At 71.5% G+C, this 11,310-nt stretch carries 8 protein-coding genes; 6 read left to right on the plus strand and 2 right to left on the minus strand.

Features of this window, described 5'->3' with window-relative positions; genetic code table 11:
• Window positions 1-94 precede the first annotated feature (94 nt).
• A complete protein-coding gene (locus GGQ63_RS07020) occupies window positions 95-601 on the plus strand; it encodes a DUF2231 domain-containing protein (protein WP_183853948.1) in 507 nt (168 codons plus the stop codon).
• Here the strand turns inward: GGQ63_RS07020 and GGQ63_RS07025 are convergent.
• Both GGQ63_RS07025 and GGQ63_RS07030 read right to left on the minus strand, forming a co-directional pair.
• A complete protein-coding gene (locus GGQ63_RS07025) occupies window positions 579-1,076 on the minus strand; it encodes a CopD family protein (RefSeq protein ID WP_183853950.1) in 498 nt (165 codons plus the stop codon). The genes GGQ63_RS07020 and GGQ63_RS07025 overlap by 23 nt on opposite strands.
• Entirely contained in the window at window positions 1,073-1,822 is a 750-nt protein-coding gene (locus GGQ63_RS07030; RefSeq protein ID WP_183853952.1) for a cytochrome c oxidase assembly protein, read from the minus strand. The genes GGQ63_RS07025 and GGQ63_RS07030 overlap by 4 nt, the downstream gene beginning before the upstream one ends.
• A 198-nt stretch (window positions 1,823-2,020) precedes the next feature.
• Here GGQ63_RS07030 and bcsN point away from each other — a divergent pair, with 198 nt between their 5' ends.
• The 5 genes from bcsN to GGQ63_RS07055 all read left to right on the plus strand — a co-directional run bounded on the left by bcsN (window position 2,021) and on the right by GGQ63_RS07055 (window position 10,995).
• Window positions 2,021-2,998 carry a cellulose biosynthesis protein BcsN gene (gene bcsN / locus GGQ63_RS07035; protein WP_183853955.1) on the plus strand — a complete coding sequence of 326 codons (978 nt, stop codon included), beginning with the start codon at window positions 2,021-2,023 and terminating at the stop codon, window positions 2,996-2,998.
• 113 nt (window positions 2,999-3,111) lie between these two features.
• Complete coding sequence (gene bcsA / locus GGQ63_RS07040; protein ID WP_183853957.1) at window positions 3,112-5,298, plus strand: UDP-forming cellulose synthase catalytic subunit; 2,187 nt, start codon at window positions 3,112-3,114, stop codon at window positions 5,296-5,298.
• 299 nt (window positions 5,299-5,597) lie between these two features.
• Window positions 5,598-7,823, plus strand: a complete 2,226-nt coding sequence (locus GGQ63_RS07045; RefSeq protein ID WP_183853959.1) for a cellulose biosynthesis cyclic di-GMP-binding regulatory protein BcsB — start codon at window positions 5,598-5,600, stop codon at window positions 7,821-7,823.
• Entirely contained in the window at window positions 7,820-8,860 is a 1,041-nt protein-coding gene (locus tag GGQ63_RS07050) for a family 8 glycosyl hydrolase (protein ID WP_183853961.1), read from the plus strand. The genes GGQ63_RS07045 and GGQ63_RS07050 overlap by 4 nt, the downstream gene beginning before the upstream one ends.
• The gene (locus GGQ63_RS07055) at window positions 8,851-10,995 is read left to right on the plus strand and encodes a cellulose synthase (RefSeq protein WP_183853963.1); all 2,145 of its coding nucleotides are present in this window, start codon (window positions 8,851-8,853) and stop codon (window positions 10,993-10,995) included. The genes GGQ63_RS07050 and GGQ63_RS07055 overlap by 10 nt, the downstream gene beginning before the upstream one ends.
• Window positions 10,996-11,310: the final 315 nt, after the last annotated feature.

The raw sequence follows: 11,310 nt of genomic DNA on the forward strand, positions 1-11,310 counted from the left end.
GCGCCAGAAAGACCGCCGCAAGCCGGCGGGCGCGGCGATCGCGCCGGAACCCGATCGGCCCTCCGCGGCTTTCCGCTGGAAAGAGAGAGGCGCGATGAGCTCGATCGAAGGCGAGAAGACCAATCCGATCATCGAGGCGGTGATCGCCGAGGATGTCTCCTCGACGGTCGCTGTCGCCGGCCATCCGCTGCATGCGATGAGCGTGCATTTCCCGATCGCCCTCGTCATCGCGACGCTCGGCTGCGACGTCTTCTACTGGTGGTGGGGCGATCCGTTCTGGGCGCGGGCCGGGCTGTGGGCGGCCGGCTTCGGCTTCGCCTTCGGCGTCGCGGCCGGTCTCGTCGGCACGGCGGAACTGTTGCTGGTGCGCGGCATCCGGCTGCGTGTCGCGAGCTGGACCCACGCCGTGGCGGCGATGACGCTCGTCTCGATCGCCGGCCTCAACTGGGGCATCCGGCTCGAAGACCATGAGGCGGCGGTGCTGCCGATGGGGCTGATGCTTTCCGTCCTCGGCGCGCTCTTCACGGCCCTTGCGGGCTGGCATGGCGGCAAGCTCGTCTTCGATCACGGTGTCGGCCTCATCGTGTCGGAAGACCAGTGAGCCGCTCGACGAGCCGCGACAGGCCGCCGGGCTCGCGCAGCACCTCCGGTGCGAGGTCGGGCAGGTCCGGCTTGGCGAGAACGAGCGTCAGGATGCCGGTGACGATCGCCAGCGTGACGACCGTCGTAAGGACGAACCGCCAGGGCGGATAGACGAAACGCTCGTCGAACAGCCGGACGATGACGAGCCCGGTCAGCACATGGGCCATGACGAGCAGGCCGACGAGCAGGAGCTTCGCGGCAAACCAGGGCGCAAACACCTCGCGCACGAAGATCAGCGCCGTGCCGCTCGCGATGGCGAGGAAGGCGGCCGGCGACATCAGTGCCACATAGACGAAGCGGACGGTCGCCTGCAGCCGGTGCAGCGTCGGTCCGTCGGAAAGCCGGGTGCGCTGGACATAGAGGCCGGGCAGACAGACGAGCGCCGCCGCCCACAGGGCGATCGTGGTGAGATGGACCGTTTTCAGCAGGATCATGGCCGCTCGGCCGCCGGGGCGGGGCGATCGCCGGAAAGCGCCCTGCCGATTCGCCAGAGCGCGACGGCGAGATAGGGCAACGCCGCCGGAACCCACATGACGAGCCCGGCGAGCTGCTGGTCCTCGAGCGGCGTCAATGCGAACGCGGCTGTCGTGGCAAAATGGGCCGTGTAGAGCGCGGCCGGCGCGAAGGTGATCAAGGCACCGAGCAGGCCCATCTGGACGGTCAGGGTGAAGAGGCCGAACACGGCGGCGAGCGGCGGCGTGCGCTCCGCGAGCACGGCCCGCCAGACGAGCCAGCCGGTGGCGACGAGGCCCGCCTGCATCAGCCAGTAGCCCGCCGCCCCGCGGATCGCGACGTCATAGACGGCCGGAACGTGAGAGAGCCATAGGGTCGCGGTGTGCAGCGCGACCAGAAGGCCGAGCGGCACGGTCCGGCCGCGCTGCGGCAGGGCGAGCGCGAGGAGCGGCGCGACGACGGCGACCAGCACGACATGGTGCAGAACACGGGCCGAGAAGAGCGCCGCGGTGAGCGCGCAGAGCGGCGAGAGGTAGAGGATGGCGAGGAGCCCGAGCGCGAGGAGGAGCGGCGCGCGGCGCGCCTGCGCCCGCGGCAGCACGACACCCGCGAGGAGGAGGCCGAAGGCGATGGCGAACGGATCCCCGTTCCATGCCCATGCGAGGCCTGCCGGCGTCGGCGCCGGCCCGCAATAGACCTGCGCTGGAAGCGTGGCGCCCCCCTCCATCCTTGCCGTCCCCTCATCGCTGGCGCACGGCATTCCCCTCGGAAGCCGCGCGGACCTGTCGAACGGAATGCACCACTGGCAGGTGAGTTCCGCTCGGGTGGAGCGAAAGCGACGGGGGACGACCCGCGAGCCGGGTCGAACGGAGCGGCGAATCGAGACTTAACCGCGACTTAACCATACGCGGGTGAACATCGGCTCATGTACGGATGGGACGAGACGGGGTGCGAAGGAGGACGGCGCGGCCTTGCGGCCGGCGTCGGCCTGCGCCGTTGCGCGATCGCCCTCTCCGCCCTCCTCCTCGCCGGCTGCACCAGCGTCGTGCCGGTCGAAAGCGGCCGGCTCGCCTCCCGTGTCGCGCCCGAACAGGCGATGGTCGACCTGCCGCCCGGTGGCCCGGGCATTGTCGGCATCGTCGCGACGGAGCTCGCCAACGCGCACCGGCAGGAGATCATCCTCGGCAACCGCTCCCGCACGCCGGGCGAGAACCGCATGACGGTGACCGTGTTCGGCCCGGTCGCCGCCTCGACCGGGCCTGAAAACACCGCCGGCAATCCGCCGGTCGACATCGGCGCGGTGGCGCGCGACATGCGCGCCGCGGTCCCCGGCGTCGCGATGTCCGTCTCGCCCTATTACGCGCAGAACCGCTACGGCGCATTCGGCTACGCGACCGGGCGCTCCGCGGCCCGCGATCTGTGCTTCTATGGCTGGCAGCGGATCCGGGCGCCCGATCTCGACGATACGCTGTTCGCCCGCCGCGGCACGCTGGCGATCCGGCTGCGCATCTGCGATCCGGACGCCACCGAGCAGGACCTCGTCGCGGTGATGGCGGGCTTCACCATCAACAGCTATCTGCGCGCGCCGGGCTGGAACCCCTATGGCGACCCGCCGCCGCTCGCCGCGGATTTCGGCCGGGCCGGCGCGGTGATGCTGCCCGACGCGACCGTCACCGGCGCGATCGCGCCTGCACCCGCTGCCGCGGCACCGCGGCGGAGGACGGCAGCCGCCGCAGCACCCGCCGACGCGCCGATGCAAGGCTATCCCGACGTCCCCATGCCGGCCGGCTCGTCCGCGGCCGTCGCGCCGTCGCCATCGGCAGCCGCGCCCGCAGCGCCGGGGGCGGCATCGGAGCGCTATCAAGACTTCGAGGTCGTGCCTCTGCCGGGGGGCACACCGTGAACAGCGCCCCGAACGCCGCGGCCGCCTCCGGCCGACCGAACCATCCGGCGGGTCCGCGCAACCCCCGGGCGGCGCGCCTGCGCGCGTCCGTCTGATCGCGGCGGGAGGCCGGCATGCGGTTCGTCAACGCTCTGCTCTGGGGCCTCGCCGCCCTCGTCGTGATCGTCATGATCACGCTGCCGATCAATCTGCAGGCTCATCTCGTCGCCGGAACGATCGTCGTCGGGGCAATGATCGTCCTGAAGTTCTTCAACTTCGGCGGCATCTGGCGGCAGGTCGCACTCGCGCTCGGCACGTCCATCGTGCTGCGCTATGTCTACTGGCGCACGACGAGCACGCTGCCGCCGATCAACCAGCCGGAAGACTTCATCCCCGGCCTGATGCTCTATCTCGCCGAGATGTACAACGTGTTGATGCTCGGCATCAGCCTGTTCGTCGTGTCGGCGCCGCTGCCCTCGCGCGATCTCGTCGTGTCCCCGCAGGACGAGGACCTGCCGACCGTCGACGTCTTCGTGCCGACCTATAACGAGGAGCCGGAGCTGCTCGCCATGACCGTCGCCGCGGCGATGGCGATGGAATATCCGAAGGACAAGTTCACCGTCTGGCTGCTCGACGACGGCGGCACGCGGCAGAAGCGCGAGGCGACCGACATCCGCTCCGCCGCGGAAGCGATCGAGCGGCGGCGCACCCTCGAGGCGCTCTGCGAATCGCTCGGCGCACGCTACCTGACGCGCGACCGCAACCAGCACGCCAAAGCGGGCAATCTCAACAACGGCCTCGCCCATTCGACGGGCGAACTCGTCTGCGTCTTCGATGCCGATCACGCTCCGGCGCGCGACTTCCTGCTCCGCACGGTCGGCTATTTCCGCCGCGACCCCAAGCTCTTCCTCGTCCAGACGCCGCACTTCTTCCTCAATCCGGACCCGATCGAGCGGAACCTCAAGACCTTCGACCGGATGCCGTCCGAGAACGACATGTTCTACGGCATCATCCAGCGCGGCCTCGACAAATGGGACGCCTCCTTCTTCTGCGGTTCGGCGGCCGTCTTGCGGCGCGAAGCGCTCGTCACGACGAAGGGTTTCAGCGGCGTCTCGATCACCGAGGACGCCGAGACGGCGCTCGAACTGCACGCCAAGGGCTGGCACAGCGTCTATGTCGACAAGCCGCTGATCGCCGGCCTGCAACCCGCGACCTTCACGAGCTTCATCGGCCAGCGCAGCCGCTGGGCCCAGGGCATGATGCAGATCCTGCGGCTCCGCGTCCCGCCGCTCAAGCGCGGCCTCTCGCTGCCGCAGCGCCTCTGCTATATGTCGAGCACGCTGTTCTGGCTTTTCCCGTTCACGCGCTGGGCCTTTCTGCTCGCCCCTCTCGGCTATCTCTTCTTCGATCTCGAGATCTTCATCGCCTCCGGCGCGGAATTCATGTCCTATACGTTCTCGTATATGATCGTGAATATGATGATGCAGAACTATCTCTACGGGCGCTATCGTTGGCCTTGGGTATCCGAGCTCTACGAGTTCGTGCAGTCCGTCTATCTTCTGCCGGCGGTCATCTCGGTTTTCCTCAACCCGCGAAAGCCCACCTTCAAGGTGACGGCGAAGAACGAATCGCTCGACCGCAGCTTCGTTTCGGAGCTCGGCACGCCGTTCTTCCTGATCTTCCTGTTGCTGTCGGGCGCTGTGGCGATGACGGTCTGGCGCACGCTGACCGAGCCGTACAAGGCCGATGTGACGATGGTCGTCGGCGCCTGGAACATCTTCAACCTCTTGATGGCGGGGTGTGCGCTCGGCGTGGTTTCCGAGCGGGCGGAGAGCCGCGCGAGCCAGCGCGTGCCGGTGCAGCGCCGCGCCGAGTTGCTGCACGGCGACCGCGTGCTGCCGGCGGTGATCGAGGATGTTTCGGTCGGCGGTGCCCGGGTCGGTATCGCCGCCGATGCGGGCGTGCCGCGCGGCGCCATAGCGCGGATCCGTTTCAGCCCGCACGATGGCGGACCGGCGCTCGAACTGCCGGTCGAGATCCGGGCCGTCGACCGCACCGACAATGGCGCCATGCTGCGTGTGCAGTACCGCCCCGCCGAGACGAAGGACTACTCGAAGATCGCCGATCTCGTCTTCGCCAATTCCGATGTGTGGACGCGGATCCAGAACAATCGTCGCGTCAATCCGGGTATCCTGCGCGGCACGGTGTGGTTCCTGCGCACCGCGCTGTTCCAGACCGGCCGCGGCCTCACCTATTACGCGCGGATGCTGAGGCCCGCGCGGCCCGCGGCCGATCCCGCGGCGGAGGCCGGCGGGCGATGAGAGCGGCGTTCCGGCTCCTCGCGCTCCTGCTCGCCGCGTCGGCTCCGCCCTCCGCGGCGCAGCAGCCTTTCGACATGACGCCCGAACGGGGCGCCCTGCCCGCCCCCCTCGCGCCTCGTCCGGCGCCGCCGGGGCAGGCGCCGTCCCCGCAGCCGATCCCACCCGCGGCCGTCGCGCCGACCCCGCCCGACCCCCCGCCCGCCGCCGCGCCGGCCCCCGGGCCGTCGACGGCACCCGCGATACCGGCGCCCGTTCCCCCCGAGGCCCCGCCACCCGCACCGGCGCCGCCCGAGGCGACCGTGCCGGAACCCGCGGCCGGGCCGCAGCCGGCCGCAACGGAGGCCGACGAACGCTCCCTGCTGCCCTTCGGCTCCGTCCGGTTCGAGGGCGAGATGGCGGGGCGCAGCTGGACCCTCTTCGTCACCGAGGAGGAGGCGGCGGCCGCCGCTTCGGTCACCCTCGCCTATCGCAATGCGGTGCTCGTGATGCCCGAGCGCTCCCGCCTGCGGCTCGTGCTCAACGATCAGACGGTGATCGACGCGCCGATTTCCGCGCCTGAGACCACCGGCCTGCTGACGGCCGACCTTCCGTCCGGTGTGCTCCAGCCGGGCGCCAACGTCTTTCGGCTCGAGGCGGCGCAACGCCATCGCACCGACTGCACCATCCCGTCGACCTATGAGCTGTGGACGGAGATCGACGGCAGCCGCAGCCATCTGAGCTTCGCCGGCTCCGCCGCCGAGTTGCGGCCGCGCTCGATCGACGAACTCGCCGCGGTCGGCTTCGACGGCACCGGCCTCACCACGATCGCGATCGTGGCCCCCGGCGCGCAGCGGAGCGCCGCCGCGGCTCATATCTGGCCGCTCGCGCAGTCGCTGGCCCTGCTCGGCGGCTTCCCGAATATCCGCGTCGAAGTGCTCGACGCACCGCCGCCGGGCGGCGGCCACGGAACTCTCACAGTGCTGCTGGGCACCGCCGAGGAGCTCGCCGGCCTCGTCGGACCGGAGGGCCGTGACGCGCAGAGCACGACCGTCACCACCTTTCTCGACCGGCCCGATCTCGGCCGCGCGGTGCTCCTGATCTCCGGACCGCGGCAAGGCGACATCGCCAATGCGGTGGAGGCGCTGGTCAGTCGTATCGACCGGCCGGCCACGGCACTGCGCGAGACGCTCGACACGGCGAGCTGGGAATCACCGCCGGTGCGGCTGTTCCGGGGCGAGCAGACCGTGCCGCTCTCCGCCCTCGGGGTGCGGACGACGGAGTTCTCGGGTCGCCGCTTCAGCACGACCTTCGCCGTCGCCGTCACCGCCGACTTCTATGCGGCGGCCTATGGCGAGGCGGCGTTGCTGCTCGACGCCGCCTTCACGGAGGCGGTGCGGCCGGCGAGCCATCTCGACGTCTATGTGAACGGCCACATCGCCGCCACGACGCGCATCATCGGCCGGCGCGGCGGCATCTTCCGGCACTATCCCGTGCCGATTCCGCTCCGCCACTTCACGCCCGGCATCAACCACGTCACCATCGAAGCCAATCTCGACACCGCGGCCGACGAGGCCTGCGCCCCGGATGCCGCCGCGACCGACGACAGCCGCTTCGTGCTGTTCGACACGACCGAGTTCCATATGCCCGCCTTTGCCCGGGCGGCCCGCACCCCCGATCTCGCCGCGCTTTCGGGCACCGGATATCCCTATGGTCCGAGCGTCGAGCCCGTCTCGCTGGTGCTCGGCCGCCATAGCCCGCAGGTGATCTCCGCCGCGGCGACACTGCTCGGCCGGCTGGCGCTCCAGGCCGGCCGGATCGTACCCGTCGCGGAGACGAGTGCCTCGGCCGCGCCGCGCTCGATGGCGCTGTTCGTCGGCGCGGCCGCGCAGACGCCGCCCGTCGCGCTCCAGGCGACGCGGATCGCCGAGAGCGCGCGGACGGACTGGCGCGAGCCGGCCGGCCAGGTGCCAACGCGAGCGACGGAACAGGCCACCGAGAGAGCGGCACCTCCTGCGGACACCGAGCAGGTGTTCGACCGCTGGCGCGACCGGCTGTCGGGCGGCGGCGGCTGGCAGGGTCAGGTCAGTTCCTTCGAGGACTGGCTGCAGCGCACCTTCGACATCTCACTCTCGGAACTCCGCCTGCGAGCCCCCGAGGCTCCGCCCTATGCGCCGGCGCGGGAGACGAGCCTCGTCATCGCCCAGGCCGCAGCGCCGACGGGCGACGGCGTCTGGACGGTCTTCGCCGCCCCGTCGGAAGACCTTCTCGCCGACGCGATGGCGGCCGCGACGCGCGAGGACCGCTGGCGCGACATCGACGGCCGTCTCGCCACCTATGCGGCGGCGACCGACACGATCGAAACCGCCCCCGCCGCTGCCGTGACCTTCCTGCCGCTCACCGACCGCTCTGTCGGCAATCTGCGGATGATCGCGGCGAACTGGCTGTCGAGCAATATTCTCGTCTACGCCGTGGCGCTCGTGCTGATGTGCGCGATACTCGGCGCGATGACGGCCTTCCTCCTGCGCCGGATCGGGAGACAGGGATGAGGCTCGCGCTCTGCGCCGCGCTGCTCTTCGCCTCGGCCTCGGCCGTCGAGGCCGAGGAGCTCACCGTGAAGGACACCGTCACCGCGGCGGAGTGGGCCGCCTATCGCGACCGCTTCGTCGACCCGGGCGGACGGGTGATCGACGACGGCAATGGCGGCATCAGCCATAGCGAGAGCCAGGGCTATGGCCTCATCCTCGCCTATGCGGCGAACGACCGGGCGAGTTTCGAATCGATCTGGTTCTTCACCCGGACCCAGCTCCTGCTGCGCGACGACGGACTCGCCTTCTGGCGCTGGGACCCGGCGACGACGCCGCACGTCACCGACCGCAACAATGCGAGCGACGGCGACATCCTGATCGCCTATGCCCTCGGCCTCGCGGGCGAAGGCTGGGCCGAGCCGCGCTATAGGCAGGCCGGCGCTCGCCTCGCCGCCTCGATCGGCCGGGCGGTTGTGATCGAGCGGAACGGCGTTCCGCTGCTCCTGCCCGGCGTCGAGGGGTTCGACGAGCGGTCGGAGAAGGACAGGCTCATCCTCAATCTCTCATACTTCGTGTTCGAGGCGCTGCCGGTGCTCGCCCGGCTCGATGCCGCGACGGACTGGGCCGCGCTCGGGCGGAGCGGCCGCGGGCTCGTCGCCGCCGCACGCTTCGGCGAAACGCGCCTGCCGACCGACTGGATCGACTACCGGGACGGAAAGGTCTCGCCCGCGAAGGGCTTCGACCCGGTCTACGGCTACAACGCCTTCCGCATCCCGCTCTATCTCGCCCGCGCCGGCGAGACCGATGCCGATCTCCTCGGCCCGTTCCGGGCCGCCGCCGAGGCCGGCCCGGCGGTCGTCGACGTCACGACCGGGAAGCCGAAGGAGGCGCTCGGCGAGCCGGGCTATGCCGCGGTCGGTGCGGTGCTCGGCTGCATCCTCGACGGACGCAAGATGCCGGACGCGCTCGAGAGTTTCGCGCCGACGCTCTACTACCCCTCGACGCTGCACCTGCTTTCGCTCGCCTATCTGCGCGAGAGACATCCGCAATGCCTGTGACGCGCCGCCCGCTCGCCCTCGCGCTCGCCTCCGCCGTCTGCGGCGGTGCGCTCGCGCTCTATCTCGAGCACGGCGAGCCGGCGGCCGTCTCGCCCGCCCGGGCCGCGCTCGGCGAGACGCAGCCGATCGTCACCGCATCGCTGCGCGGCTCGCTGCCGCCGGTCATCATGGCGCAGGCGACCATCGCGCCCGCGCCGTCCGCCGCAAATCCGCCCGTGGCGCCGTCGCCGCCCGCGCCGGACGAGCCGGCCGCCCCTTCCGCCGAGCCGGCGGTCGACGAGACGGCCCTGCGCTATTTCGCCCGCAACGGCGATCAGGAGCGGCTGGCGCGCGAGATCGCCCGGCTGCGCGCGCTCTATCCCGACTGGGTTCCGCCCGACGACCTGACGAGCCCCGCGCCGATCCGCGATGCCGAACTCGACCGGATGTGGCGGCTCTATGGCGAGCAGCGCTATGCCGAGGTCCGCGCCGCGATCGCCGCACGCCAGACGCGCGACCCGCAATGGCAGCCGCCGGCCGACCTGCTGACCCGGCTCGATGTTGCGGAGGCGCGCGAGCGTCTCGTCAACGCCTCCGACAACCAGCAGTGGAACACGGTGGTGACGGTGGCGGCGGCGACGCCCAGTCTTCTCACCTGCGCGGAGATCGACGTGCTCTGGCGCGTCGCGGAAGCCTTCGCGAAAACCGACCGCACGGGCCGCGCCCGGGATGTCTACACCTACGTCCTGCGCAACTGCCAGGAACCCGCCGAGCGGCTCGCCACCGTGCAGAAGGCGCTGCCGCTGCTGTCCGAGGCCGAGTTCGCCGGTCTGCTGGCGCTCGAGCGGCGCGGCCCGGACGGCAAGGGAGAATTCGAGGCGGTGCGCGACGACATCGCCCGCCGTGGCCTCAGCCGCGCCGCGACGGACCCGACCCTCACGGTCTCCGATGCCGACCGCGAGCGGGTCGAGACCCTCGCGAGGGCGGAGACCGCGCCCGACGATGCCATCCTTCTCGGCTGGTATTTCTTCCGCCGCAGCCAGCCGGACGAGGCGCTGCGCTGGTTCGAGATCGCCCGAACGAAGGGCGACAATGCCGAGATCGGACGCGGCCGCGCACTCACCCTGAACGCCCTCAAGCGGCCGGCGGACGCCGAGGCCGCGGCCGCGCCCTTCCGCGACGCGGGCGACGACAACCGCGCCGCCTATCTGATCGCCGCCGCGAGCCTGCTCGCGCTCGAGCCGCCGACCCGGCTCGCCCCCGACGTGATGAGCCGGATGGCGAGCGCCGTCACCGCGGCGAAGGATGCGCCGGGGGCGGAGGAGTTCGGCTGGTACGCCTACCGGATCGGCCAGACGCGCGCCGCCGCGCAATGGTTCGAGACGGCGCTCGGCTGGCAGGCCGATGCCGAGCCGGCCGCCTTCGGCCTCGCCCTCGCCCGCCAGAAGCTCGGCGACCGCGCCGGACTCGCATCGATCGTCGCCGCCTGGTCCGTTCGCTCGCCCCGCATCGCCGAACTCGGCGGAGGCCGTGCCGCGCGCCGCGCCGCCCCGCCGGCGGCCGTCGCGCGCCCCGCTCCCGACGCACCGGAGGAGGAGGCCGCGTTCGCCGCTGCCGAACCGCCCGCCCCGGCCACACCGCGCGCTGCGCCCGCGGCGCCCGCCGCGCGCGGGTCCTGCGGAGGCCGCGGCGCGCTCGACCGCGGCTGGTGCCTGCTCGATCTCGACCGGCCGATCGAGGCGGCCGACGCTTTCGCCGCCGCTGGCGCAGCCGGCGGCGAGACCACGCGGCGCGACGCCGCCTATGGCAAGAGCCTCGCTTATCTGCGCGCCGGGCTCACCGATCTCGCGGCGACCGCCGCGGCGGAAGCGCCGCAGAGCGCCGGCCGGCGGAGCGAACTCTCCGCCGCCATCCTCGCCCAGCGCGCGATCGGCGCCTATAATGACGGCCGCTATGTCGAGACCCTCTTCCATCTCGACGCGCGCGCCGAGGTCGCGGCGGAGCGCAACGACCTCCTGATGATGCGCGGCTGGAGCTATTTCCATCTGCGCCGGCTCGACGAGGCGAAGCGCATCTTCGTCGCGCTCGCCTCGACCGGCTCGCGCGACGCGCAGCGCGCCCTCGCCGCGATCCGCGATCAGACCCGGCCGCGCTGAAGCCGGCAACCGGCCACGGCTTCAGCCGGACGCTGCGGCGGTCGCGCCCGGCCCGGCGGTCGGGCGTTTCAGGACCGCTGCCGAAATGCGTGCCGCGGGAGGTCCGGCACCGTCCCCGCTTGCTGGGACAGCCGCCGATCATGATATCCTGCCGGCTCACCCTGCCCTGATGCGGCGCTCTCATCCTCGTCCGCCGCTCCCCACACTCGGAGAATGACATCATGATCGGCCTCGCGGAGATCGAGGCGGCGGCCGCGCGGCTGGCGCCCTATGTTCGGCGGACGCCGACGATCCGGGTGGAGGCGGTCGGCGAGG

This window comes from Prosthecomicrobium pneumaticum (genome assembly GCF_014199915.1).
Taxonomy (GTDB): Bacteria; Pseudomonadota; Alphaproteobacteria; order Rhizobiales; family Kaistiaceae; genus Prosthecomicrobium; species Prosthecomicrobium pneumaticum.